Source organism: Bradyrhizobium sp. USDA 241 (assembly GCF_049739505.1).
GTDB classification, from domain to species: Bacteria; Pseudomonadota; Alphaproteobacteria; order Rhizobiales; family Xanthobacteraceae; genus Bradyrhizobium; species Bradyrhizobium liaoningense.
The window spans coordinates 2,376,601-2,402,312 of sequence record NZ_JBMGPZ010000005.1; the positions used below are offsets into that span (position 1 = coordinate 2,376,601).

Here is a 25,712-nt window from a genome sequence, read left to right on the forward strand (position 1 = left end):
CCCGCCATGACCGACGATACGATTCCGCCCTTCTCGTTTCCAGCCGTTCACGCCAAGAAAGTCACAGCTGCCTTCGATGGTGGGCGCCTAACCTCGAACGGGGGCGTGATGCTTCTGGCGATGGCCGAGCGGCGTCTCGGTTTGGCCAACAATCTGGCCCGGGTGTTCCCGGATCGGCGCGATCCGACGCGGGTCGTGCACAGCCTGGTCGATATGTTCCGCGCTCGCATGTTCGCGATCTGCTGCGGCTACGAGGACGCCGACGACCTCGATCATCTGAGGTCCGATCCGGCATTCAAGCTGGCCTGCGGTCGCCTACCGGACACGGGCCGGGATTTGTGTTCCCAGCCGACGCTGTCGCGGCTGGAGAATGCTCCGCGCCTGCGCGACGTGATCCGGCTGACCTACACTTTGGTCGACGCATGGATGGATAGCTACCCGCGCGAGCCGGCATCCGTCACGCTCGACATCGATGATACCTGCGACGTCGTCCACGGCCATCAGCAGCTCTCGCTGTTCAACGCTCATTATGACGAACGCTGCTTCCTGCCGATCCACGTCTACGACACGGAGAAGAGCCGGCCCGTGGCCGTCGTGCTGCGGCCCGGCAAGACGCCGGGCGGCGTCGAGGTGCGTGCCCATCTGCGCCGCCTGGTACGGCATATCCGGACGCGATGGCACAACACGCAAATTACGTTCCGTGGCGACGGGCACTATGCCCGGCCGGAGGCCATGGCGTGGTGCGAGACCAACGGCATCGACTACATCTTCGGTCTGTCCGGCACCAAGCCTCTCGCCAGAAAAGTCGACGAGGTCGCCGACGACATCCGCACGCGACGCGCCATCGAGAACCTGCCGGTTCTGCGTGGCTATACCGAGACGCGCCACAAGGCAAAGTCCTGGGATCGCGAACGGCGCACTGTCGCCCGTATTGAGGCGACGATGCTCGGCCTCGACATCCGCTTCGTCGTCACCAGCCTCGATGTCGGCTCGGCCGAGTGGATCTACGACAGCCTGTATTGCGCGCGCGGCCAAGCCGAGAATCTGATCAAGCTGCATAAGACGCAGCTCGCCTCCGATCGCACCAGCTGCCGTTCGGCGCTCGCCAACCAGGTCCGTCTCGTGCTCCATACGGCCGCTTATTGGCTGATGCTGACCGTGCGCGACGCCATTCCCAAAGCCCGGGAATTGGCCGCTGCCGAGTTCGCGACGCTGCGTCTTCGGCTCTTGAAAATCGCCGCCCGTGTCGTCGAGACCACGAGCCGCATTCGCCTTGCGTTTGCCGCGGCATGTCCCGAAGCCGACCTGATCTGCGGCTTGCCCGGCGCGCTGCTGCCGCTCGGTCCTTGACCGGCGGGGCGTCCGCCCCCGTTCGCCCAACCCATCCCTCAAGCGCGTTGCAAAGTACCGGTCGTCAGGCGGCGAAAAGCCGAAGGCAATCCTGTGCGCCTCGTCAGACAAGATGTGCGGCCGCATCAATCGGGCCCAAAAGCCGCACTCTCACGAATAGGACGGGCTAGCTCCGTCATCAGCTCGGGATAGAGCGGCGTGCGCGCATCGTCGAACAGCGGTAACCAGCTTTCCGATTTGGTCTTTTCATCGATCACACGCACCATGTCCGGGCGATCTTTAGGTCGATAATGCCCGACATCGAACGTGGCGAAGATGTCCGTCTCGCGCTGTAACCATTCCCAGGCGATCAGTGTGGCGGTCGCCAGCGATGGCAGGCCAAGCTCTTTCGCCTTAGCGCGGAATACTTGGAGCTGATCATAGGTCGCGGTCGGCGTTTCGCGATCAGACGAACGAAGGCCCATCTGGGCGAACGGATTGACCAGCGGCAGCTTGCCGGGATTGCGCCGTGTGCAATCATTCCATGCTCGGCGACAACTCTTCATTGCATGGTTGATCGTCGTGCGCCGCTCACCGATTACTTTGCCATCGTCATCCTTCACGATGAGCAGAGCCTCATAGAGTGCGTCGGTGACACTTGTGTCGATCAGCGCAGCGCGGCGAGCGCCAAGTCGCGTGCCATCTTTGAGGACGTAGCCGCCGACAAGCTTGAAGCCGTGCTCGTGGTTGCGCTTCGTCTTCCCGTCCAGTTTGGTATAGCGGCGGTCGGCGCGATATTCAGCGAACACCCAATCCAGCGATCCGATCTGCGCCACGATGGGCAGCTGCGTGGATACAATGGCGCGGTCACCCGAGCGCCACGCATCGAAGGCTGGCAATAGTGCCCACTTTTCTTGGAACGTGAGTCGTGATTCAAGGTCGGGATGATACCCGAAGCAAGAGAAGTCCACCTTTCGAGGAAAGATCGCAAGGTGCTTGAGGCGTGCTGTCGCTCACCGGTGACGTTGCAGCGCGATTTGAAGCGGGCGCGGATAGTTCTGTTGGCGGCGGATGGGCGCAGCACCCGGTCGATCGCCAAGGAAGTTGGGGTCCAGCCGCGGATTGTCAGCCTTTGGCGGCATCGCTATGCCGACCATGGCCTTGAAGGGCTGCAAGACAAGCCGCGGCCTGGCAAGCAGCCGATCTATACGAAGACGACCGACAAGCGGATTCTGAAGCTGCTGGATAAGCCGCCACCGCAAGGGTTTGCGCGCTGGACCGGCCCCCTGCTGGCCGAGGCGCTGGGCGATGTCGATGTCCAATATGTCTGGCGGTTCCTGCGCAGCCACAAGATTGACCTGGTGGCTCGCAAGTCCTGGTGCGAGAGCAACGACCCGAACTTTACGGCCAAAGCCGCCGATGTTGTCGGCCTCTATGTCGCGCCGCCGGCGAAGGCCATTGTGCTGTGCGTGGACGAGAAGCCCTCGATCCAGGCTTTGGAGCGAGCGCAGGGTTATCTGAAGTTGCCCAATGGCCGCGCCTTAACCGGCCAAAGCCACGATTACAAGCGGCATGGCACCACAACATTGTTTGCGGCGCTCGAAGTCGCCACCGGAAAGATCATCGCGACCCATTCAAAACGCCGGCGCCGCGTCGAGTTTCTCGATTTCATGAACAGCGTCACCGCGACTTTTCCGAACCGCAAGCTTCACGTCATCCTCGACAACCTCAACACCCATAAAAAGAACGAGGACTGGCTCAAGGCCCACCCCAACGTGCAATTTCATTTCACGCCGACAAGTGCGTCATGGCTCAATCAGGTCGAAGTATGGTTTTCCATCTTGCAGGGGCAGTCGCTCAGCGGCACCTCCTTCACGAGCCTCAAGCAGCTTCAGGAACACATCGATGCCTACGTCAACGCATACAACGACAGAGCCGAGCCCTTCGTCTGGACCAAGAAAAAGGTCCGTCAACGCCGTTTCAAAGGCCGCCGTATCACTCAGCTCTGATTCCGGGTAATAGGATCGTTTCGGCGCGCTTAACGGCAACATCGTAGTCGAGGCCAAGCGGTTCGTTATGAATGGGACAACCGGCCTTCTTGGCCCATGTCGGCAGGTGCCAAAAGTAGCCCCATCCGGCCTTGGTAGATTTCCGCTCGACATATCGGGGCAAGGGCTGGGCGGTGCGTGGCAACTTGGTCATCGGATAAGTTTCAACAGCTGGGCAGACGTCTCCGCCGGTTCGACGCTCGCTTCATGTTGGTTCGATGCCGTGACGATGATCCGTGTGCCTTCGGCATAGACGATTTCGACGCTCACTGTACCACGCTCGCCAGCCTCTCGCGCATCCTTGAGGAACCGTGCGACATTCAATTTCCGCTTGGGCGCTGCACGTTTGGCATCCAGCGACGGTTCCTCAGAGCTGGCCCCGCAAATTCGGAGCTATGGCGGAATCTGGGTGATGACGGTGTGAGGAAGGCGGCGTATCGAGGCGGGTGACGAGCCTGCCAGAACCTCTCGAGGAGAGCGATACGCCATGACCGAGACTACCAATGTTCTTGCTTTCCGTCAGCCGTCCGCGGTTGATGATCCACTGACCGATATCGTTCGTGCCGGCGCGCGGGACCTGCTTGCCAGGGCGATCGAGATCGAGGTTGGCGCGTTTCTGGCCAGCACGGCCAATCTGACGCTGCCCGACGGTCGAGCGCGCCTGGTCCGACATGGGCACGGTCCGGTGCGCGAGATTGCGACCGGCATCGGTCCGGTGGAGGTCGCTCGTCCCAAGGTCCGCGACCGCGGAGCGAGCGGGCCAGGCGACCGCCTCCGCTTCAGTTCGGCAATCCTGCCGCTATGGGCGCGGCGGACGAAGAGCCTGGATGCCTTGATCCCGGTCCTCTATTTGCGCGGCATCTCGACCGGCGACTTCCAGGAGGCGCTCTCGGCGCTGCTCGGCAAGGATGCGCCGAACCTGTCGCCTTCGGTGATCGCCGGCCTGAAGGCCGATTGGCAGGTCGAGTACGAACGCTGGCAGAGACGCGATCTGTCGGCGCGTCGCTATGTCTACATCTGGGCCGATGGCGTGTACCTGCAGGCCCGCATGGAAGATCACAGCGAATGCATGCTGGTGCTGATTGGCACCACGCCGGAAGGCAAGAAGGAGCTGATCGGCTTCCAGGTCGGCGTGCGCGAGAGCGCGCAGAGCTGGCGCGAACTCCTGATCGACCTGCGGCAACGCGGGTTACGGATTGCCCCGCAACTCGCCATCGGCGACGGCGCCCTCGGCTTCTGGAAGGCACTGGACGAGGCCTTTCCCGGCACGCGGCACCAACGATGCTGGTGCCATAAAGTGAGCAACGTACTCGACAAGGTCGCCAAATCCGTGCAGGGCCCCATGAAGAACGACCTGCGGAACATCTATCTGGCCCCACACCGGGCCGAAGCTGAAACCGCGATCGACGTCTTCGTCGAGAAATACCACGTCAAATACGGACGTGCGGTGGAGTGCCTGATCAAGGATCGCCATGCGCTGCTCGCCTTCTTCGACTTCCCTGCTGAGCACTGGATCCACCTACGCAGCTCGAACCCGATCGAGAGCGTCTTCGCCACGGTGCGCCACCGAACGGTGCGGACCAAGGGATCGCTGTCGCAACAAACTGCGAAGCTGATGGTGTTCAAGCTCATCGACGCCGCATCGAAGACCTGGCGGCGATTGAAGAGCACGAACCAGTTGCCGAAAGTCATCGCCGGTGTAAAGTTCATCGACGGAATCGAAGTCATTCCGAACACTGAAAGCCACGCCGCCTGATCAGGCCGCGTCACCCAAAATCAGCCATAGCTCGCAAATTCGGACAGTAGCTTGAGTGGATTTTCTGCCTGACAGCGGCGAGGATTCTTGCTGCGAATCAGGAGCGAAGATGACGAAGAAGAGCCGCCGGACGCATTCTCCGGCATTCAAGGCGAAGGTTGCTTTGGCTGCGGTCAAAGGCGACAAGACACTGGCGGAGCTGGCGCAACTGTTTGATGTTCATCCGAACCAGATCACGATCTGGAAAAACCAGCTCCTGGAAGGCGCCGCCGGCGTGTTTGGGCATGACAAGACATCGGCCGAGACGCCGGTCGATTTGAAGGCGTTACATGCCAAGATCGGCGAGCTGGCGTTGGAAAACGATTTTTTGTCCGGCGCGCTCACCAAGGCGGGCCTGCTGAGCGCAAAGCGATGATCGACCGCGATCATGATCTTTCTATCGTGCGCCAGGCGAAGGTCCTGAAGCTGGCTCGCAGCACGGTCTACTATGAACCTCGGCCAGTTTCGGCCGAGGACCTTGCCTTGATGCGTCGGCTCGATGAGCTGCATCTCGATTATCCCTTCGCGGGAGCGCGTATGCTGCGATCGTTGCTGCGGCGGGAGGGCGTATACGCCGGTCGCCGCCACATCGCGACGCTGATGAAGCGCATGGGGATCGAGGCGGTCTATCGTCGCCCGAACACGAGCAAGCCGGCTCCGGGTCACAAGATCTACCCGTACCTGTTGCGCGGATTGAAGATCGAGCGGCCCGACCATGCGTGGGCAATGGACATCACCTACATTCCGATGCGGCGTGGCTTCGTCTATCTCGCGGCGGTCGTCGATGTGTTCAGCCGACGGGTCCTGGCCCATCGCGTCTCGATCACAATGGAGGCGGCCTTCTGCGTCGAAGCGGTCCAGGAGGCGTTGGCGAAGCACGGCAGGCCCGAGATTTTCAACACGGATCAGGGCAGCCAGTTCACCAGCCTCGAGTTCACCGATGTGCTGCTGGACGCGAAGATCGCCATCAGCATGGACGGCAAGGGCGCCTGGCGCGACAACGTGTTTGTCGAGCGGCTCTGGCGCACGGTCAAATACGAAGAAGTATATCTCCGCGCCTACGACAGCGTGTCCGAGGCGCGAGCGTCAATTGCCAAGTATCTGGCCTTCTACAATCAGGGACGCCCTCACTCGCGCTCTGAAGGCAAAGCGTCGTGCTGCTTCAGCAGATGCCAAAGTAACTCCTCGATTTTTCCGACCAAAGCCGTCGGAAGTTGTTCGTCGGCGCGATGCCGACGCCAGCCACCCGCGCGATACAACGCCAACCGGCGGTGTATTGCGGCGGCGGCTGCACTGTTCGACACGCCGCGATGAAACAACAACGCGGCCTCGACCAGCAGCGTATCTCTAATGAAGATCGTCGCCCGCGTGTCCGGCGTGCGCCGCCCAGGTCCGCGAAGGCTGGTCGGCTCGGCGTCCGCGACGTCGACCGCGCGCACGGTCTTCATGGCTGCACCGATCGCGGATCAAGGAAACGTCCTCCGGCCGAAATCTGCTGAAGCACACGCGTGGCCGCTTCATCGATCGCGACTGCATCAGCGTCGTTCCAACATCGGCGACACAAACCGCTCACTGCCGCCTGCTTCGGTATCTCGCCGCACCAGGCGAACATGAACGCCGCAGGGTGCGGTGATGCGGCCTCGCAAAGGAAGCAGGTCGTCGACGAGGGACCGCTCGCCCTCCAAAAGTTCGCCGCACTGCGCATGACGTCGGAGTACGGATGCAGGCCGATTTCGCCCACATCCAGAAGCGCAGTGTGGAGCGTCTTCCGACCGCGTCCAAATCTCGCAACCCTCGATCGTCGCGCCCGTCGCGCCTGTCTATTGCCGCGCTCGACGTGCTGCACATTTTCGCGCGCTCCGATCATGGCGCGCTCTCCCAAGGCATGTTCGGCCACGTCGACCGCCGCACGCCCTCCGGCAGACGACCATTGCCGGCATCAATGGTGGATGGTTTTGCCGCGACTGTTGCAGGACGCCGCCGCGACGGCCGCTGCGCCGCCTTGGCCGCTCTAGCCGCCGCAAGGCGACGCTCAGCTTCAGCTCGATCGGAAATTCCGCGCCATCCGTCGGACAGAGCGAACTTCCTGACCGAGGTCGCGCGGCCCGTGACCGTGATGAACTCCAGCGCTGCCAGGTCGGCAACACCGCTCCGTACGGCGGTCAACGACAATCCGGCTTCGAGGAAATACGCCGTGCTCAACTCCACCGTCGCGCCGGGCACGTCGACCTCTTCTAAAATCGCGCGAAGCGCCGACCGCGCGGACGCGCCCAATGCGGCAAAGGCTGGCGACGACGACATCACGTCCGACGGCTTCACGACGCAGTCTCCACGGTTGTTTCCCATGTGCAGGATCGCTGCCAGCCACGACCGCGATCTCCTAGATCGTCGTCATCGGGGACGCCGAAGTCGAAGCTCCTGACATCGCCGAAGCCGCCATCACCGTTGTTGAATGTCCCGAAGGGGTCTTCCCCACCTTGATCGCGCAGGTCGAACCAGCCTGCATCCGACGGCCGTGTGTCCACAAACTCCCACGGCTTCCGCAGAGGCGTCGCCTGTGTGAAGCGATCGATTAAGCCCCGCGTCTGCTTTTCGCTCGGCAGCGGGACTGTTGAGGGTCCAGGCGCGGTCTTTTCGTCGTCATTGGAAACCACGGCAAGATCGCTTCTGACGTGGACCTGATCGACGATGACGCCATGCTTCGCTACGAAGCGTGCCGCGTCGCGCGGCAGCCAGATTTGCGAGCAGAACATCTGCGTCGGATCGCCTCGCATGCGCTCCGGATGTGCGGTGTAGTACTCCACGAAGCGATCCGCCGCCGCTAGGACCAGACGCCTTGGTAGGCCCAGCCCTAGACCGAACAGCACGATTTCCTCGGGCAGGGCCACACGCCAGCGCTTCAGCAGATCAGCGAGAGGAACGTCATCGGTTCCTCTATCCTCACTAAGACTGTTGGAGGTTGGTTCCTTACTGATAGCCTCTTCCTTGGCTACCTTCTTGGCGTCACGCGTAAACGCGCGGGAGTGTGGTAGCGAACTACCAACCATCACCCCGTCTGGCCCCATCCGGTAAACGTTGCCGCCTTCGGTCCGGCGTCCGCGCCACCATGAAAATGCCTTCCGGAGCCTCGCCATCGAGAGTTCGACCTGTCGCGGTTTTAGGTGAGTTGCGGCGGCTATCTCGCCGGTCGTGAACGGGCGAACGGTGTGCCAGTTGCGGTTCCGGTCAGGTTGCATCCGCGACAGCACGGCTTCGGCGACCATGCGGTCTTCAGCCTTGATGGCGCCGCTCATGACGGCCGCCCGAACTTCGGCACGTCTCGTAGGGATCGGACTGCCAGGATCGAAGCCTGGACCTCGGTCGACCAGATCGAGATTTCGGTCGTGGGGCTTGTCATCGTGGCCACTTGGCTGCATATGATGGGAAAGCATCACGGATGTCCTTGGTCGGTGTTCGTCGCTGCAACTGAACGGTTCCGTCTCGTCAACGGCACCATCGCCTGAGAAATCAGCCGCCATCCTTCGCCGGGATGGCGGCGTTTCTATTCTTCAGGGAGGAGCGCGTGGTCTTGCCGTGGCAGCCAAAGCCTCGGCACACCGGCGCGAGGGAAACGGCCCCGTCGCCAGCTCATCGATCAGCCCAACCTGATAGGCGCCATCATCGCGCTCGACGACGTGCAGGTGACCGCGGTCGGCGCGGTGTTCGTCGCTCTGGTGTTCGAGGCGGCCGGGCGCACTCATGATGCCGCCCTCCGCATTCGGACAGCGGCAAAAAGCATAAATGGTTCAATGCTGACGTTTAGGGCGGTTTTGTCCGAATGAGCCTTGATCGCCTTCAGTCGCCAAAACCCTTCCAAGCTGAATACGAGGGTTCGATTCCCTTCACCCGCTCCAACACAATTCGGCCGATCCGCGTAATCGAATCCTTGGCGTTGTCGATGGCGATCAGACCGCTTTCGAATCCTTAGCGTAGCCGTTGTAACTCGCTGCTCCGCGCGCCAATCCGGGCTGGCTCTGCTCCGGTTTACATTGAGCCAAGGTGTTGCAAGCGCCGATCAAGGGCGGCGAGAACCGGCTCCCAAGCCGCGCCGTTATGATGCAGGCTTCAACGCGGCCTTCAGAACCTTCCTATTACCGCGGGCGCGAGCGGCAGGCTGCCTCCTTCGATCGAGTGCAGATAGGCAAGTGAACGCTGCCACGCCTGCTCCAGGTCTTCCGAGAATGGGCGCAGGTCGAAGCGGAGCGGCTGCTCGAGTGGCGGCTCCAGCCAGCGCGCACAAATCTGCTCGAATTGTTGCTGTCCAGCCGGACGCAGGGCTTGTCGCGCTCGGATCCTCGGGTGATCGTCTCGTCTTCCAGCCGCACCAGTGAACGCCATGCATGTCGCGCGTCTGTCGGCGATTGCCGCCGAACGCCATCGGCCAACCTGACCTCCTGGCTCAGCGCGTGCCGCGCACGAACGCGAAACGGCCGAGCGTTGCGCCGCGGGCCCGATCGGGTACGTCGAAGGGAGCGGGCCGCGGCGCGAACCCGCAGTCGGGACGGACCGGTGCCCGCGGAGTTTCGGATGTTGTACGGACTGTTGTGTCGGCGCTTTCCGACAGCCTGCTCAGCAGCGTACGCAGCCGCCGGTTCTCGGACTGCAATTCCTTCATGGCCAAGAGCGCCGGTGGCGTCAGGCTGCCGTAGCGCTTGCGCCATCTATAAAACGTTCGTTCGGAAATGTGGGCCGTCCGGCAGATTTCCGGTATCGAAATACCGGTTTCAGCCTCGTGCAACAGATACAGGATCTCGGTGTCGGTGTGCTGCGAGTGGCGCATGGGCTCACGCTTTCATCGTTGCGTAGCTGCAGAACGAAAACCGCCCGCCCGGCGCAACACGCCCGTGCAGTCACCCGCGGCGATTATCATTAGCGGCGCCGACCGTGTCGAGTTGCGACGCCGTGATGATGCCGAAAAGACTACAGCGAAACGCCGGCGATCCAAAATGGCAAAATTGACATCAAGCGTGTCGGAGAAGCATTTTTGCCGACTGATTGAGCAGCATTGCAGGTTATTTGGAGTTGCCGCTTCGCCGCCCGCGGACAAACACTCGCGCCACTTCCACCACAGAGGTTGGCACATGAGCAGGTTTACGCGGCGTTCGTTTCTTCAGACCACCGGACTTGCAGCGGCAGCGCTGACGTCGCCACTCGGCGCGCCTTCGATCATCCGCTCCGCACAGGCCGCCGGCACCGTGAAGCTTGGTTGTCTGTTCTCCTCATCCGGCACGATGGCGAACATCGAAGGTCGGCTCAATCACGTCGTGCGCATGGCTGCCGACGAGATCAACGCCAAGGGCGGCGTCAACGGCCGCACCATCGAAGTTGCGGTGTCCGATCCCGCCTCGGACTGGCCGCTCTATGCGCAGATCGGCAAACAGATGCTGGAGCAGGACAAGGTCGCGGCGCTGTTCGGCTGTTGGACTTCGGTGTCCCGCAAGTCGGTACTGCCGGTGGTCGAACAGGCCAACGGCCTGCTGTTCTATCCGTTGCACTTCGAGGGCGACGAGAATTCCAAGAACGTCGTCTACGTCAATTCGCCGCCAGCCAGCTCCGTGCTGCCCGCGGTCGACTACCTGATGAGCGAGGACGGTGTCAGCGCCAAGCGCTTCTTCATGCTCGGCTCGGACTACGTCTGGCCGCGAACCATCAACAAGCAGCTCAAGGGGTACTGGAAGTCGAAGGGTATCCCGGAGAGCGCGTGGAAGGAGGAATACGTCCCGCTTGGCTTCTCCAACTTCCAGACGCTGGTCAATCAGATCCGCGCTTTCGCCGATCAGGGCGGCGGCAAGCCGATCGTGGTGCTGACGGTGGTCGGCTCGTCGATCCCGGATTTTCTGCGCGAGTTCGCCAATCAGGGCATCAAGGCGACCGACGTGCCGGTGCTTGGCCTCGACATGGTGGAAGCCGATCTCGAAGGCCTCAATACCGAGCCGCTGGTTGGCCATCTCAACTGCTGGGCCTATCTGCAGAACGCCAAGGGCGCCGCCAACGCCAAGTTCCTCAAGCAGTGGGCGGACTACGTCAAGGCGAAGAACGTGCCGTTCAAGGCCGACGTTGCGATCGACCCGATGGTCTCGGCCTACGACGCCGTGCATCTGTGGGCGATGGCGGCCGCCAAGGCCAATTCGTTCGACGTACCGGAGGTGCGAAAGGCGTTCGCAGGGCTCAGCTTCGATTGTCCATCCGGCTACAAGATCCAGATGACCGGCGAGAACAACTACGCCTCGCGCGGCGTGTTCATCGGCTCGGTCAACGAGAAGCAGGGCTTCGACGTGCTGTGGCAGTCGAAGGATGCGCCGAAGCCGGTGCCGTTCAGCCCATACAGCTGATGATGCGATGGGCGAGCGACTGCCGGCCGGATCGGGCCGGCAGAAATCGGCGGACTTGATGCGACGTTTGCTTCTCATTCTGTTGTCCCTGTTCGCGGCCGCCGGCTCGTCCACGGCCGCCGAGCTGGATCGCGCGGGGCTGATCAGCCGGCTGTGCGGCGATGCGGCTGCGGTCGGCGAGGGCGGGTCGCTTCTTGATGGGCATCGCCGCTGAGGGCCCCGCGGCCGATCGCGACTGGGCCGCGCCCATCGCGCGGGCGATGGTGGACCGCAAGCTGGCATGCGACGGCGAGGGCGCAGTGATGACGACCGCCGATGGCGGCCGGGATGTACTCAGCGGCGCGCTGCGCATCGCTGCTGCGAGCGCTCGATCGCCCTTGCTCAGCCTCAAGAACCGCGGCGTGTTCGAGATGGCCGATGCGGCACTGGCGCTACGTAGCTCGTCCGACCCGGGACGGCGCGCGGCGGCCCTTCGCACGCTGGAGCGGCAGGCCGCAACTCTGCCGGAACTCCTGTTCGAGTCCGCGGCCGCGGAGGAAAGCGATCCGGTGCTGAGGGGGCAGATCAGCGCGGTTGCGGAAGCCGCGGCGCTCAATTCCGCCGACCCGGCGAAGCGCATCGTAGCATTGCAGCGCATCGCCGCGCCCCCGGACCGGCGCGCGCTCGCCAAGGTCGGTCCTCTGACCAAGGATCCGGCCTATGCCGCGGATCCCGCGTTCAAAGCTGCGGTCGACGCGGCGGTCAGAAGGATCGAGCGCGGCATCAAGATCGGTGACGTGCTGGCGACGCTGTACAACGGCCTGAGCTTCGCCAGCATCCTGTTCATGGCGGCGATCGGACTCGCGGTCATCTTCGGCCTGATGGGCGTGATCAACCTGGCGCAAGGCGAGCTGATCATGATCGGTGCCTACGCCACCTGGCTGGTACAGGAGGCGCTGCAGCGGTTCGCGCCGGCGCTGATCGAATACTACCTGATCATCGCCGCTCCCGTCGCGTTCCTGGTCACCGCCGCGATCGGCATCGCGCTCGAAGCGGCTCTGCTGCGGCATCTGTATCGCCGGCCGTTGATGAGCCTTCTGGCGACCTGGGCGGTCAGCCTGTTCCTGATCAATATCGTCCGAGTGACGTTCGGCATGCAGAATCTGAACTTTGTCACGCCTTTCTACGTCACTGGTGGCGTGCCGGTGATCGGCGATTTCATCTTCACGTGGAACCGGATGTTCGCGATCGCCTTCGCGGCGATCACGTTGGGGCTGACCTGGAGCCTTATCCGGCTGACGCCGCTCGGCCTCAACATTCGCGCTGTGACGCAGAACCGCACCATGGCGGGCTGCATCGGCATTCCGGTCCGCCGTGTCGACATGCTGGCGTTCGGGCTGGGCTCGGGGCTTGCCGGGCTAGTACCCACTTTTCTTGGAACGTGAGTCGTGATTCAAGGTCGGGATGATACCCGAAGCAAGAGAAGTCCACCTTTCGAGGAAAGATCGCAAGGTGCTTGAGGCGTGCTGTCGCTCACCGGTGACGTTGCAGCGCGATTTGAAGCGGGCGCGGATAGTTCTGTTGGCGGCGGATGGGCGCAGCACCCGGTCGATCGCCAAGGAAGTTGGGGTCCAGCCGCGGATTGTCAGCCTTTGGCGGCATCGCTATGCCGACCATGGCCTTGAAGGGCTGCAAGACAAGCCGCGGCCTGGCAAGCAGCCGATCTATACGAAGACGACCGACAAGCGGATTCTGAAGCTGCTGGATAAGCCGCCACCGCAAGGGTTTGCGCGCTGGACCGGCCCCCTGCTGGCCGAGGCGCTGGGCGATGTCGATGTCCAATATGTCTGGCGGTTCCTGCGCAGCCACAAGATTGACCTGGTGGCTCGCAAGTCCTGGTGCGAGAGCAACGACCCGAACTTTACGGCCAAAGCCGCCGATGTTGTCGGCCTCTATGTCGCGCCGCCGGCGAAGGCCATTGTGCTGTGCGTGGACGAGAAGCCCTCGATCCAGGCTTTGGAGCGAGCGCAGGGTTATCTGAAGTTGCCCAATGGCCGCGCCTTGACCGGCCAAAGCCACGATTACAAGCGGCATGGCACCACAACATTGTTTGCGGCGCTCGAAGTCGCCACCGGAAAGATCATCGCGACCCATTCAAAACGCCGGCGCCGCGTCGAGTTTCTCGATTTCATGAACAGCGTCACCGCGGCTTTTCCGAACCGCAAGCTTCACGTCATCCTCGACAACCTCAACACCCATAAAAAGAACGAGGACTGGCTCAAGGCCCACCCCAACGTGCAATTTCATTTCACGCCGACAAGTGCGTCATCGCTCAATCAGGTCGAAGTATGGTTTTCCATCTTGCAGGGGCAGTCGCTCAGCGGCACCTCCTTCACGAGCCTCAAGCAGCTTCAGGAACACATCGATGCCTACGTCAACGCATACAACGACAGAGCCGAGCCCTTCGTCTGGACCAAGAAAAAGGTCCGTCAACGCCGTTTCAAAGGCCGCCGTATCACTCAGCTCTGATTCCGGGTACTAGCGGGCCTGGCGCTGGCGCCGATCTACAGCGTCAATCCGCAGATGGGGCAGAACTTCATCATCGACAGTTTCATGGTGGTGGTGCTCGGCGGCGTCGGCACCATCGTCGGTACCGTGGTGGCGGCTCTCGGCATCGGCCAGGTCAACGTGCTGATCGAGCCGCTGTGGGGCGCGGTCGCAGCCAAGGTCATCGTGCTGCTGATGATCATCGCCTTTCTGCAATGGCGACCGGAAGGGCTGTTCGCCGTCAAGGGCCGCCGCAAATGAAGCCGCTGGCATCCGATCGCCCGTTTCAGATCCTGCTCGCCGTCGTGCTGACGGTCGCCGCGCTGCTCGCCGTGTCGATGGTCGCGCCGTTCGGCATTTCGGCCTATCTCGCGAACGCCATCGGGCAGCTCGCGGCTTTCGCCGTGCTGGCGCTCGCGCTCGACCTGATCTGGGGCTATCTCGGCATCCTGTCGCTCGGCCACGGACTGTTCTTCAGCATCGGCGGCTACGTCGTGGCGATGCATCTGCTCAAGCATTCGAGCGAAGTCACCGGCCGGGTGCCGGACTTCATGCAGTTCATGGGCTGGTCGAGCTATCCGTTCTACTGGGCCGGGCTCGGCTTCTTCCCCTACGCGTTGCTGTTCGCGGCGGTAATGACGCTTCTGATCTCTGGCGTGTTCGGCTACGTGTCGTTTCGCTCGCGGGTCGACGGCGTGTATTTCGCGATCATCACCCAGGCGCTGGTCTATGTCGCCATGCTGCTGATGTTCCGCAACGATACCGGGTTCGGAGGCAACAACGGCATGACCGGCTTTTCGGTGCTGTTCGGCTGGCCGATCGGCGGCAGCGGTGTGGTGATCGCGATGGCGGTGGTCTCTGTGCTGCTGCTGGCCATGGTCCTGCTTGGCTGCCGGCTGTTGCTCGGCAGCAGTTTCGGCATGCTGATGATCGCGACGCGGGACGACGAGGTGCGGCTGCGAACACTGGGCTACGAGACGCTACGGCTCAAGCTTGCGGTGTGGTGCCTGTCGGCGCTGATCGCCACCCTTGCCGGTATGCTCTACGTACCGCAGGTCGGCATCATCAATCCGCGGCTGCTGTCGCCCGAATTGTCGTTGGAAATCGCCGTATGGGTCGCGATCGGCGGACGCGGACATCTGATCGGCGCGGTGATCGGCGCCGTGTCGGTCAACGCGCTGAAATTCTGGCTGTCCGCAGCGGCGCCGGAATTGTGGCCATTCATCTTGTCTGGCCTGATAGTCCTGGTCGTGCTCGTATTTCCCAACGGGCTGATCGATCTCGCCAAGTGGAAGCTGACGCGGCCAATGGGTGCCAAGCGTTTGGCCTCCGAACTGGAGCTGCCTGATGGCGGCGGCGCTGCTGATCGACGATGTCACGGTGGAGTTCGGCAGCTTCCGTGCCATCGACGCCCTGTCGCTGGCGATCGATTTCGGCGAAGTGCGCGCCGTGATCGGTCCGAACGGCGCCGGCAAAACCACCATGCTCGACGTCGTCTCCGGCATCACGCGGGCCAAGCAGGGGCGGGTGGTATTCGACGATGCGATCGACATCACCCGGACGAGCGAATCCGAGATCGCACGCGCCGGCGTGCGCCGCAAATTCCAGAAGCCGAGCATTTTCGAGGGGCTCGATGTGCGTCAGCATATCGCGATCGGCGCGCAAGGCGGGCTGCGGCGTACGCTGTCGCCTGACGCTCTCGCAAGGCGCATCGACGACGTGCTGGTGGAGATCGGGCTTGCCGATCTGGCGCTTCGCTCAGCGTCCGAACTGGCGCACGGCCAGAAGCAGTGGCTGGAGATCGGCATGGTGCTGGCCTCCCAACCCAAGGTGTTGATGCTGGACGAGCCCGTCGCGGGCCTCACCGACGAGGAGACCGAGCGCACCGTCGCGCTGGTCCGCAAGCTTCGACGTCCCGATCGCGCCATCGTTGTGGTCGAACACGACATGGACTTCGTTGAGCAAATCGCGGATCGCGTCACCGTGTTGCACGAGGGGAGGACGCTGTTCGAAGGCTCGATGCAAGACGCCCGCGCCGATGCGCGGGTCGTCGACGTCTATCTGGGGCGATGACGATGCGCTTCCGCGTCGAAAGTCTCGACCAACACTATGGCAGCGCGCAGGTGCTGCGCCGCGTCGATTTCGAAATTGCTCCGGGCGAATGCCTTGCCGTGCTCGGCCGCAACGGCGCCGGTAAGACCACGCTGCTGAAATGCCTGATGGGTGTGCTGCCGGTGACGCGTGGTAAAATCCTTGTCGACGACACCGACATTACCGGCTGGTCGTCGCATCGCCGCTCCACTGCCGGCCTCGCCTATGTGCCGCAGGGCCGCGAAATCTTTCCGGAGTTGACGGTCGGCGAGAACATTGAGGCCGCGGCGCGCGCCCATGGTACGTTCGGAACCCCGTCTATGGACGAGGCGATCGGGCTCTTTCCGGTGCTTGGCCAGATGTGGCGACGACCCGGGGGCGCGCTGTCCGGCGGCCAGCAGCAACAACTCGCGATCGTGCGGGCGCTAGTGACCAAGCCGGGCCTGCTGATCCTCGACGAGCCGACCGAAGGCATCCAACCCAATTTGGTCGCGATGATCCGCGACGTGCTGGCCGCGTTCAAGGGTCGGATGTCGCTGCTGCTGGTTGAGCAGTATCTCGATTTTGCCGTCAGCCTCGCCGACTCCTTCGTGGTGCTCTCGCGCGGCAGCGTCGCCGAAGCCGGTCGCATCGATTGTACCAGCCGCGAAACACTTGCCCGCCATATCTCGATCTGATCCCTGTTCAACATCCCAACGGAGCCATGCGATGTCCCGCCGCCACGAAATTCCAGCGACGCCCGAAAACATGGTGTGGGGCTATCTCGACAGCGCCACGCCGCCAGTGCTCGAGGTCGCCTCTGGTGATACCGTGACGTTGCATTCGTTTCCGGCTGGGGGCAGGGAAACGCTACCGGAAGACCGCAGTATCGTGCCAGCGGACTATCTGAACGCGCTCGACACCATGCTACAGGGGCCGGGCCCGCATTTCATCACCGGCCCGGTGCACGTGAAGGGTGCCAAGCCTGGCGACGTGCTGCAGGTCGACATCCTCAGCGTCAAGGTGCGCCAAGACTGGGGATTTGTGTCGATCCTGCCGTTGCTCGGTACGTTGCCGGACGAGTTCACCGAGTATGAGACCATTCATCCCAAGGTCGATCACGACCGCAATGTCTGCATCATGCCGTGGGGAACGGAGATCCCGCTCGATCCGTTCTTCGGTATCATCGCCACCGCGCCGCCGCCGGCCTGGGGCCGGTGCGGATCGCCGGTGCCGCGCGTCTTTGGGGGCAACATGGACAACAAGGAACTGCGTGCCGGCACGACCTTGTATCTGCCGGTGTTCAATGAGGGCGCGCTGTTCTTCGCCGGAGATGGCCATGGCGTCCAGGGCGATGGCGAAGTCTGCATCACCGCGCTGGAAACCGGCGTTACCGGCACTTTCAGGCTGACGGTTCGCAAGGACATGGACCTGACCTGGCCGTTCGCGGAAAGCCCCACGCACCTGATGTCGATCGGCCTCGACGAAGATCTCGACGACGCTGCCAGGCAGGCGGTTCGCGAGATGGTCAAGCACGTCTGCGACCGTACCAACCTGTCGCGCAACCAAGCCTACATGCTATGCTCATTGGTCGGCAATCTGCGCGTCACGCAACTCGTCGACGGCAACAAAGGCATTCACATGCTGCTGCCGAAGGCGTATCTCTGAGAGCCAACGGACAAGCAATCCGGCGAACCCGGTCGCTCGTGCAGTGCAGCCAGAGGTGATGCATCGCGCATGTCGTGATTGTTGCAACAAGGTTTTCCGCTCCTGCTTCTTGCCCGAGGCGGCTTTCCTGGAGCGATTGAAGCCTTAGGAGCGCCGCCGCGGCCTGTCTCGACTGGTCGCCCGTGAAGGAGAGCGCCATGCCTCGAGGAGCATCTTGAGTAACTGGCTGGCATGAGGGGATAGCGTCGACCCGCGCCTGCGCACGATTCCGATCGTCCGCGACACCTCCGGCTCGGTCAACCGAATGGTGTGAATGATCGGATGGCCGGCGGCCGGCGTCGCGAGCCTCGGCAGTACGGCGATGCCCAGTCCCGCTTCGACGAGACCGAGCGAGCCGGAGAGGTGAGCAACTTCATAGGACCAGTTCAGTTGCAGGCCGTGTCGCGCCAGCGCGTTGTCGATCAACGCGCGGTTGCCACTGTTGCGACCGACGGTGATAACCCGGTGCGACACGATCTCCGACCAGCTTACCTGTTTACGCGATGCCAACGGATGGTCGTGGCGGCAGGCCAGGACGAACGGATCTTCAACCAGTTTCTCGAATTCGATTTCGGCATGCGAAGCACCGATGAAATTGATGCCGAAGTCGGCTTCTCCGCGAGCGACCGCTTCCAATCCCTCATTGGCCCCGATGTCCAGAACCCGGATGCGAATGCGCGGATACGCCTCGGCAAAACGGCCGATCGCACGCGGCAGGAAATAAAACACCGCCGTCGGCACCGCAGCCACCGAGACCAGGCCTGAACTTCGCGCGCCGATATCATGGATGGCGAGCACCGAGGTCTCGAACTCGTCGATGAGACGGCGCACCTTCGGCAGAAAGTCGCGGCCGGTCATGGTGAGATTGACGTGACGCGTCGAGCGTTCGAGCAACGGCGCACCGAGGCTTTCTTCCAGCTTCTGAATGCGTCGGCTGAGCGCCGGTTGCGACAGGTTCAGCGCCTTGGCGGTGCGGACAAAGCTTCCAGTCTCCGCGACGGTAATGAACGCCTTGAGGTCGAGCAGTTCTGCGTTCATGGCTGGCTCCCATTATGTCGTATGACGCATTAATAGTTCAGATATTTGCATTTTACAGAAGAGTTGCAAGAGCCCATGCTCTGTTCGCACGAGATGTCGCCGAACGGAAAGCTCCAATGAACGATCAGATTGCCATTCCCTGTGTGGTCATGCGCGGCGGTACCTCGCGCGGGCCGTTTTTCCTGGCCAGCGATCTCCCGGCCGATCCCAGGGCGCGCGATGCGGTCCTGTTGTCGGTGATGGGGGGCGGGCACGATCTGGGCATCGATGGAATCGGCGGCGGCAATGCCGTCATCAACAAGGTCGCGATCATCGGACCGGCATCGGTGCCCTGCGCCGATGTCGACTACCTTTTCGCTCAGGTCAGGGTGCGCGAAGGGATCGTCGATACGTCGCCGAACTGTGGGAATATGCTGGCAGCGGTGGGTCCGTTCGCGATCGAAGCCGGTCTGGTCGCCGCTGCCGCAGGTTGCACCCAGGTCCGCATCCACAATGTCAACACCGGCAAGCTGATCGACGCCACGGTTTCCACCCCTGGGGGGAAGGTGACCTATGAGGGCGAGGCGCGGATCGACGGGGTGCCGGGAACGGCCGCGCCCATCGAACTGTCGTTCCCCAACGCGGCCGGCGCACGCACCGGCCGCCTCCTGCCGACAGGACGACCGGTTGACCGTATCGAAGGGATCGATGTCAGCTGCATCGACGCGGCCATGCCCGTTATGCTGGTCCGCGCGGTGGATTTGGGATGGACCGGCCGCGAGGCAGCTTTGGAGTTCGCCGACAGCGGCTTCCGCGCGCGGCTCGAAAGCCTGCGCGTCCAGGCCGGACGTCGGATGGGCTTTCCGAATTCCGCGGCCATGGTGATTCCGAAACCGGTCCTGATTGCTCCCGCGACGGAAGCGACGTTGAACACGCGGTACTTCATGCCGCACGACTGCCATAGCGCGCTGGCGGTGACCGGCGCAGTTGCGATCGCGACGGCCTGTGTGACGTCAGGTACGATCGCGGCGGAGATGGTCGGACCACTGGCGCCGCCGGTGCCGATCACGCTCGCCCATCCCTCCGGCGAGCTCGTGGTTCGGCTGGAGCCCGGCCCGGTGGCCCGGGTGCAGCGGACCGCCCGCCGAATTTTCCAGGGTCACGTTTTCGCGCGGCGAGCGCACGTGCCTTATTCAATCCTGGCGGCTTGAACTCGGTCCGCCTTCATCCATCAAGAAAAATCAAAGCCATGGGAGAAACGAGAATGCACACGCAAGCGCTGGCCGGGTCTGTGCGCATCGAGGCGCGAAAGCCATTCTATCGGATCCTTTACATCCAGGTGCTGATTGGCCTCGTGCTGGGTGTCTTGACCGGCCATCTCTAGCCTGAATTTGGTGCCGCGCTGAAGCCCCTGGGAGACGGCTTCGTCAAGCTCGTCAAGATGATGATCGCGCCGATCGTATTCTGCACCATCGTCAGCGGCATCAACAGCATCAGTGATTCCCGCGAGGTCGGCCGCACACTGGTGAAATCCATGACGCTGTTCTACCTGCTGACCGTGCTCGCCCTGCTGGCCGGGCTGATCGCGGTGTCGCTGATCCAGCCTGGCGTGGGCATGCATGTGTCCGTCAATACGCTCGATCCGTCGGTGGCCGCGAAATTCACCAAGCAGGCTGGTGCGAGCGGATTTGCGGATTTCATGCTGCACATCATCCCGCATTCGTTCTTTGGCGCGTTTGCCGATGGCGAAGTGCTGCCGGTCCTGCTGGTCTCCATCCTCATCGCCTTTGGGCTGAGCCGCGCCGGTGATGACGGTGTGGTGGTGACCAAGGCCGTCACCTCGTTCTCTCACGTGCTGTTTGTGGCTTTCGGTTTCGTCATGAAACTTGCCCCGCTCGGCGCCTTTGGCGCTATGGCGTTCACGGTGGGCCGCTATGGCATCCGTTCGATTGGCTCACTCGGACTGCTGATCCTGACGTTCTATATCGCCTGCTCCGTCTTCGTGGTCGTCGTGCTTGGGACGCTGGCGCGGCTGAATGGCTTCAGCCTGTTGAAGACCATCCGCTATTTCAAGGAAGAGCTGCTGATCGTGCTCGGCACGTCATCGTCGGAGCCGGCGCTGCCTGGCGCGTTGCGCAAACTGGAGCAACTCGGGTGCCGGAAAGGCGTGTCGGGGCTTGTGCTGCCGATGGGTTACTCTTTCAATCTGGACGGCAGCGCCATTTATCTCACCCTGGCGTCCATCTTCATCGCCCAGGCCTGCGACATTCATCTGTCTTGGGGGCAGATTGCGGCGATGCTCGGATTGATGTTGCTGACGTCCAAAGGGGCGGCCGGCGTCACCGGTAGCGGCTTCGTGGCGCTTGTCGCGACCCTCTCCGTCATGCCGGACCTGCCCGTGACCGGCGTGGCGCTGCTCGTCGGTATCGACCGTTTTATGTCAGAGGCGCGGGCACTGACCAGCATGATCAGCAACTGTGTCGCTGCCATCACCGTTTCGCTGTGGGAGAACGCCTGTGACCGCGAGGTGCTGGCCCGTGAACTGGGACATGCCAACACTCCCGAATCCGCAGCCGGATCCAAGATTGCCGCGGCAGCAGCGGTGCAGGAGGACAAGAGCTGGATGCCGACAACGCAATCGGCCGCTTGAAGGCTGCAAAATACCGGAATAGGGCTTGAACGCGCTGGGAATTTCCACGACTTCCAAGCTGAATACGAGGGTTCGGTTCCCTTCACCCGCTCCATCCCGATCCCGTTGCTCCGGGTCCAAAGGGCCGCGCGGCGGCGCTCGCGGAGAACATTGCAGGCGCGACTGGCGGCGGCGATTTAGTGATCTCGATTGGCAAGCGCGATGATGGCGCGGCCGACCTGAATGAGCAGCGATGGCGCCAGGCTGCAGCCCATGATGACGGCCCACATCGCCGCCGTCGGGGAGGTGACGTGCAAGACCTCCGCCATCAGCGGCCAGTAGGGAGGAACGGCGAGCAGAGCGCCGCAGAGGCCGACGGCGGCCCAGATCCATGGATTGCGCGTGACCTCGTTGGCGACGACACCCGAGCGGCTGCTGCGCATGTCGAAAACGTGCCAGAGTTGCGCGAATGCGATCGTCAGGAATGTGGTGGTGACCACTGCCTCGCCGGTCCAGCCGGCCGAAAGCGCCAGCCCAAGCGCCGCGAAAGTTCCGCCCGCCAGCGGAATGCTCTGCAGCACGATCGTTGTCCATTGCCGACGACCGAGGATCGGCTCCTGCGGATGGCGCGGCGGCCGCTCGAGAATATCGCGTTCTCCCTCGCCCATTGCCAGTGCGAACGCGGGGAATACGTCGGTCACGAGATTTAAGTACAGGATCTGCAGCGGCAGGATCGGCAGGGGCAGTGCCGCCGCGATCGCGATCCCAACAACCAGGACCTCGCTGATGTTGCAGGACAGAAGGTAAGCGGCGGCCCGACGGATATTGCCGAAGATGATTCTGCCTTCCCGAACCGCCTTGACGATCGTCGGAAAGGCGTCGTCGAGCAGGATCATCGCTGCCGCCTGGCGCGCGACGTCCGTTCCGCGCAGGCCCATGGCCACGCCGATGTCGGCCTGCTTCAACGCCGGTGCATCGTTCACGCCATCCCCGGTCATCGCGACGATATCACCGGACGCCTGATACGCGCGTACGATCGCAAGTTTCTCCGCCGGGCTGACGCGGGCGAAGATGCCAACGCGCTTCAGCTCCTGCGGATGCTTTTCGATGAGATGCTCGACATGGCGGCCTTCTGCCACATGGTCAGCCTCGAGCCCGATCGCACGGCCTATGCTGCGGGCCGTGACGGCATGATCGCCCGTCACCATGACGACGCGGATGCCGGCATGACGGCAATCGCGGATCGCCTGCGGAACGTCGGCGCGCGCAGGATCTTCCAGGCCAACGAGGCCCACGAATATCAGCTCGCCATAGGGCTGAGCATCTGCCGATGTCGCCAGTTTGGTCGCGCAGGCGAGCACGCGCAGGCCGTGCTGTCCGAGCTCGGCAATCCGCCCGCTCCATAGACGGCGCGCGGCTTCGTCCAGTGTCGTCTCGCCGTTCTCGGTGAGTATGCCGGTGCACGCCGCGATCACATGCTCCGGTGCACCCTTCACGGCATAGAAATACGCGTCGCCGCGCTGGTGCACGGTCGCCATCATCTTGCTTTCGTTGTCGAAGGCGTGCTTGGCCACGATCGGAAAGCCGCGCAGCAGCTCGCCGCGATTCAAACCTGCCGCCCGGCCAGCCTGCAGCAGCGCCACTTCCATGGGATCACCGCTATGGGCTACTCCCCCATGGCCAAGCGAGGCCTCGTTGCAAAGTACCATTGTATGCAGCAGCCGCTGGAGCAGCGCATCGCCGGCAAGCTCCTCCACGCCGGCCTTTTCGACTTCGCCGGATTCGACCCACAACCGCCGCACCGCCATCCGGTTCTCGGTGAGCGTGCCGGTCTTGTCGGTCAGGATCACTGTGGTCGCGCCCAATGTCTCGACCGCGGAGAGCCGCTCCAGAAGTGCATTCTGGCGGGCCATGCGCCACATCCCGCGGGCAAGCGCGAGGGTGGCCACAATCGGCAGGCCCTCGGGAATGGCGGCCACAGCGAGCGCGATCGACGATTCCACAACCAGGAAAGCATCTTGTCCCTTGGCCATTCCAACCGCCGCGATCACAACGGTCAGAAGCCCGACCGCCCAAACGAGCTGCCCGGACAACCGTGCGAGCCTGCGTTCAACCGGTGAGCTCTCGGGCTCCGCTTTTTCGACGAGGTGAGAGATCCGGCCGAGTTCCGTCCGGGAGCCCGTCGCGACGACGACGCCAAGGCCGCTGCCGCGCGTCACGGCCGTGCCCTTGAACAGCATCGATGTGCGCTCGGCGATCCGCGCATCTTCGGCAGCCGGCTCGGGCGACTTGTCGACCGGCACCGACTCGCCTGTCAGGGTCGACTCGTCGGCTGCAAGCCGCGAGGCTTCCACGATGCGCAGGTCAGCCGAGATCGCGTCGCCCGCCTCGACGAGGAGCATGTCGCCGGGTACGAGGTCCTCGGCCGGGAGCACGCGCGTGTGACCGTCGCGTCGCACGCGAGCCGATGTCCGGCCAAGCGCGCGCAGTGCCTCGATCGATCGTGCTGCCCTGATTTCGGTTACGAAACCGATGAGGGTATTGAGCGCAAGAACCGCGACGATCGCCACGCCTTCCGCGAGTTCGCCGAACCAGAAGGCGAGCGCAGCGGCTGCCGCCAGCAGGTAGACCACCGGGGTCTGCAGCTGGTGAAGAAGTATGGTCAGGGCGCTGATCCGCTTCCTTGCAGCGATCGCGTTTGAACCGAAGCGGATGCGGCGCTCCGTCGCGTCATGTTCCGCGAGGCCTTGCTCGGGCTCGACTTGAAGCGCGCGAAGGATCTCGCTCGCCGGCAACGAATGCGCGGTCGCTGGTGTCAGTCCAACTTCATGCATCAAATCGCTTTTCGGCATCAGACCTGCGCCTCTTCCGGCTATCTCCGAAACATTTGGTGAGCGACATCAGGACCGACTGCACCGGCCCACGCGGCCGCGATGACCAGCACGAGGCCGGGGATCAGCCGCAGCGCGAAGGAGCGCCCACCGCTGACCCAGCCAACGACGATCTTGCTGAGCGTATTTGTCGACAGCGCCGCCAGAATCGGAGTCACAGCGTCGGCGGAGTTGATCTTTCCTGAGGCGGCGAGGGTGGCTGTGGCGACGGCCGGCGAATGCGTATCTGCGAGCCCGGCTACGGCCGCGCTGACCAGCAGGCCGATTTCCCCAAACGCGTCCCGCAGGCCGGCAGCGAGCACGAGGACTCCGGAGAGCGTCAGCGCCAGCAACAAGGCCGACGGCAGGCTGAAAGCACGTCCGAGCTGGAGCTCGGCGGCGCTCGTCTCTCGCATGCCCTTGACCGTGAAGATCGCGCCATAGAGACCTGCCGCGGCACCGGCACAGAGGAGCGGAATCGTCAGACTCCGCAACGTAGCGAGATTTGTCGCTGCGAGCACCGCGACGAGCTGAACGATCGTTGCGACGGTCGAAAGCGTTGCGCCGGCGGTAGCGGCGCCAAGCAGCTCCGGTGCCTTGCGAGCCCGCGCCCCCATCGCTCCGATCGTGGCCGTGCTGGAGACAAAGCCCGAGGCGAAGCCTGAGATGGCGAGACCGCCTCTTGCGCCGAGCAGGCGTATTGCAACATGCCCGGCGGCGCCGATGGCCATCACCAGAATGACGATGATCCAGATCGCGCGTGGATTGAGCGCGCCATAGGGGCCGACAGATCGATCCGGAAGCAAGGGTAGGACAACGAGCGTGGCGGCGGCAAAGATCAGGCCGTCCTTGACCTCGTCTTCGCTGAGCACCTTTCGGACGAAGTCGTGCAATGCCGCACGGCCTGCAAGCAGAATGGCCAGAATGACGGCAACGCCCGCGGCCAAAAGGGGACGCTGGGTGGCCAGTCCGCCAAGCAGAACCGTCAGGATGAGTGCGATCTCCGAAGTCAAGCCGGGATCGTCGCTCCTGGACCGGAGATAGGCGATCGCGGTCATGGCCATGATCCCCGCGGTCACGAGCGCCAGCAGGCCCTTGCCGCCGATCATGACGCTGACGGCGCCGGCGAGTGATGCCGCGGCAAAGGTACGCAGCCCGGCAGGCGAGCGCCCCGGTCCCTCGCCCTTGCGGCGTTCTCGCTCGAGACCGATCAGGAGCCCGATGCCGAGTGCAACGATGATGACGATGACGTCGGGGCTTAGGCTCGGCTTCAGAAAATCCATCATGTGTACTGCACGGCGTCACGTTCTTGTGCTTGTGGCGGTGCTTCGATCGCGACTGCTGCCCAAT

The 25,712-nt window shown here is 63.0% G+C and carries 20 protein-coding genes and 3 pseudogenes; 15 read left to right on the forward strand and 8 right to left on the reverse strand.

The features are described from left to right. Window positions 1-6 precede the first annotated feature (6 nt). On the forward strand, window positions 7-1,350 hold the full coding sequence (locus ABIF91_RS33275; RefSeq protein ID WP_208086440.1) for an IS1380-like element ISBdi2 family transposase: 1,344 nt from the start codon (window positions 7-9) through the stop codon (window positions 1,348-1,350). 125 nt (window positions 1,351-1,475) lie between these two features. On the opposite strand, the gene ABIF91_RS33280 is transcribed toward ABIF91_RS33275, so the two are convergent. Beyond that, a complete protein-coding gene (locus tag ABIF91_RS33280; RefSeq protein ID WP_424579620.1) occupies window positions 1,476-2,228 on the reverse strand; it encodes a hypothetical protein in 753 nt (250 codons plus the stop codon). 45 nt (window positions 2,229-2,273) lie between these two features. Between ABIF91_RS33280 and ABIF91_RS33285 the strand changes: the two genes are divergently transcribed. The 3 genes and pseudogenes from ABIF91_RS33285 to ABIF91_RS33295 form a co-directional block, all read left to right on the forward strand. Next, a complete protein-coding gene (locus tag ABIF91_RS33285) occupies window positions 2,274-3,338 on the forward strand; it encodes an IS630-like element ISRj1 family transposase (protein ID WP_011084514.1) in 1,065 nt (354 codons plus the stop codon). Window positions 3,339-3,864: 526 nt separating this feature from the next. Further along, window positions 3,865-5,133: an IS256 family transposase gene (locus tag ABIF91_RS33290; RefSeq protein WP_038952271.1), complete on the forward strand. Its 1,269-nt coding sequence runs from the start codon at window positions 3,865-3,867 to the stop codon at window positions 5,131-5,133. A 109-nt stretch (window positions 5,134-5,242) separates the two neighbouring features. Then, a pseudogene (locus ABIF91_RS33295) lies at window positions 5,243-6,318 on the forward strand (IS3-like element ISRj2 family transposase); the annotation flags it as partial. A gap of 717 nt (window positions 6,319-7,035) precedes the next feature. On the opposite strand, the gene ABIF91_RS33300 reads toward ABIF91_RS33295, so the two are convergent. The 4 genes from ABIF91_RS33300 to ABIF91_RS33315 form a co-directional block, all read right to left on the reverse strand. After that, window positions 7,036-7,491, reverse strand: a complete 456-nt coding sequence (locus ABIF91_RS33300; protein WP_035681428.1) for a hypothetical protein — start codon at window positions 7,489-7,491, stop codon at window positions 7,036-7,038. Beyond that, window positions 7,488-8,465, reverse strand: a complete 978-nt coding sequence (locus ABIF91_RS33305; protein ID WP_035681425.1) for a hypothetical protein — start codon at window positions 8,463-8,465, stop codon at window positions 7,488-7,490. The genes ABIF91_RS33300 and ABIF91_RS33305 overlap by 4 nt, the downstream gene beginning before the upstream one ends. A 255-nt stretch (window positions 8,466-8,720) precedes the next feature. Beyond that, window positions 8,721-8,912 (reverse strand): hypothetical protein, encoded by a 192-nt coding sequence (locus ABIF91_RS33310; RefSeq protein WP_157783662.1) that lies wholly within the window; start codon window positions 8,910-8,912, stop codon window positions 8,721-8,723. Between the two features lie 698 nt (window positions 8,913-9,610). Next, window positions 9,611-9,991: a transposase gene (locus tag ABIF91_RS33315; RefSeq protein ID WP_035680187.1), complete on the reverse strand. Its 381-nt coding sequence runs from the start codon at window positions 9,989-9,991 to the stop codon at window positions 9,611-9,613. Between the two features lie 301 nt (window positions 9,992-10,292). On the opposite strand from ABIF91_RS33315, the gene ABIF91_RS33320 reads away from it, so the two are divergent. The 9 genes and pseudogenes from ABIF91_RS33320 to ABIF91_RS33360 all read left to right on the forward strand — a co-directional run bounded on the left by ABIF91_RS33320 (window position 10,293) and on the right by ABIF91_RS33360 (window position 17,807). Then, window positions 10,293-11,543, forward strand: coding sequence for an urea ABC transporter substrate-binding protein (locus ABIF91_RS33320; protein WP_050994920.1), 1,251 nt, complete (start codon window positions 10,293-10,295; stop codon window positions 11,541-11,543). A gap of 7 nt (window positions 11,544-11,550) precedes the next feature. Continuing rightward, complete coding sequence (locus ABIF91_RS33325; RefSeq protein WP_424579621.1) at window positions 11,551-11,757, forward strand: hypothetical protein; 207 nt, start codon at window positions 11,551-11,553, stop codon at window positions 11,755-11,757. Beyond that, window positions 11,741-12,967 carry an ABC transporter permease subunit gene (locus ABIF91_RS33330; protein ID WP_051394071.1) on the forward strand — a complete coding sequence of 409 codons (1,227 nt, stop codon included), beginning with the start codon at window positions 11,741-11,743 and terminating at the stop codon, window positions 12,965-12,967. Before ABIF91_RS33325 ends, ABIF91_RS33330 begins: the two co-directional genes overlap by 17 nt. A 19-nt stretch (window positions 12,968-12,986) precedes the next feature. Further along, on the forward strand, window positions 12,987-14,051 hold the full coding sequence (locus ABIF91_RS33335) for an IS630-like element ISRj1 family transposase (RefSeq protein WP_424579622.1): 1,065 nt from the start codon (window positions 12,987-12,989) through the stop codon (window positions 14,049-14,051). An 18-nt stretch (window positions 14,052-14,069) separates the two neighbouring features. Next, complete coding sequence (locus tag ABIF91_RS33340) at window positions 14,070-14,330, forward strand: ABC transporter permease subunit (protein WP_283805410.1); 261 nt, start codon at window positions 14,070-14,072, stop codon at window positions 14,328-14,330. A 77-nt stretch (window positions 14,331-14,407) separates the two neighbouring features. Continuing rightward, a pseudogene (urtC, locus tag ABIF91_RS33345) lies at window positions 14,408-15,337 on the forward strand (urea ABC transporter permease subunit UrtC); the annotation flags it as partial. Between the two features lie 79 nt (window positions 15,338-15,416). Then, the gene (locus tag ABIF91_RS33350) at window positions 15,417-16,142 is read left to right on the forward strand and encodes an ABC transporter ATP-binding protein (protein ID WP_028180529.1); all 726 of its coding nucleotides are present in this window, start codon (window positions 15,417-15,419) and stop codon (window positions 16,140-16,142) included. Continuing rightward, the gene (locus tag ABIF91_RS33355; RefSeq protein ID WP_028180528.1) at window positions 16,139-16,837 is read left to right on the forward strand and encodes an ATP-binding cassette domain-containing protein; all 699 of its coding nucleotides are present in this window, start codon (window positions 16,139-16,141) and stop codon (window positions 16,835-16,837) included. Before ABIF91_RS33350 ends, ABIF91_RS33355 begins: the two co-directional genes overlap by 4 nt. Before the next feature lie 31 nt (window positions 16,838-16,868). Next, a complete protein-coding gene (locus ABIF91_RS33360; RefSeq protein ID WP_028180527.1) occupies window positions 16,869-17,807 on the forward strand; it encodes an acetamidase/formamidase family protein in 939 nt (312 codons plus the stop codon). 144 nt (window positions 17,808-17,951) lie between these two features. On the opposite strand, the gene ABIF91_RS33365 is transcribed toward ABIF91_RS33360, so the two are convergent. Further along, a complete protein-coding gene (locus ABIF91_RS33365; RefSeq protein ID WP_028180526.1) occupies window positions 17,952-18,884 on the reverse strand; it encodes a LysR family transcriptional regulator in 933 nt (310 codons plus the stop codon). Window positions 18,885-19,000: 116 nt separating this feature from the next. On the opposite strand from ABIF91_RS33365, the gene ABIF91_RS33370 reads away from it, so the two are divergent. Beyond that, window positions 19,001-20,074 (forward strand): 4-oxalomesaconate tautomerase, encoded by a 1,074-nt coding sequence (locus ABIF91_RS33370; RefSeq protein ID WP_035674982.1) that lies wholly within the window; start codon window positions 19,001-19,003, stop codon window positions 20,072-20,074. A 53-nt stretch (window positions 20,075-20,127) separates the two neighbouring features. Further along, window positions 20,128-21,513: pseudogene (gene dctA, locus ABIF91_RS33375) on the forward strand (C4-dicarboxylate transporter DctA). A gap of 176 nt (window positions 21,514-21,689) precedes the next feature. Here dctA and ABIF91_RS33380 read toward each other — a convergent pair. Next, window positions 21,690-24,344 (reverse strand): cation-translocating P-type ATPase, encoded by a 2,655-nt coding sequence (locus tag ABIF91_RS33380; protein WP_284282878.1) that lies wholly within the window; start codon window positions 24,342-24,344, stop codon window positions 21,690-21,692. 20 nt (window positions 24,345-24,364) lie between these two features. Further along, window positions 24,365-25,648 carry an MgtC/SapB family protein gene (locus tag ABIF91_RS33385; protein WP_028180523.1) on the reverse strand — a complete coding sequence of 428 codons (1,284 nt, stop codon included), beginning with the start codon at window positions 25,646-25,648 and terminating at the stop codon, window positions 24,365-24,367. Between the last annotated feature and the right edge of the window lie 64 nt (window positions 25,649-25,712).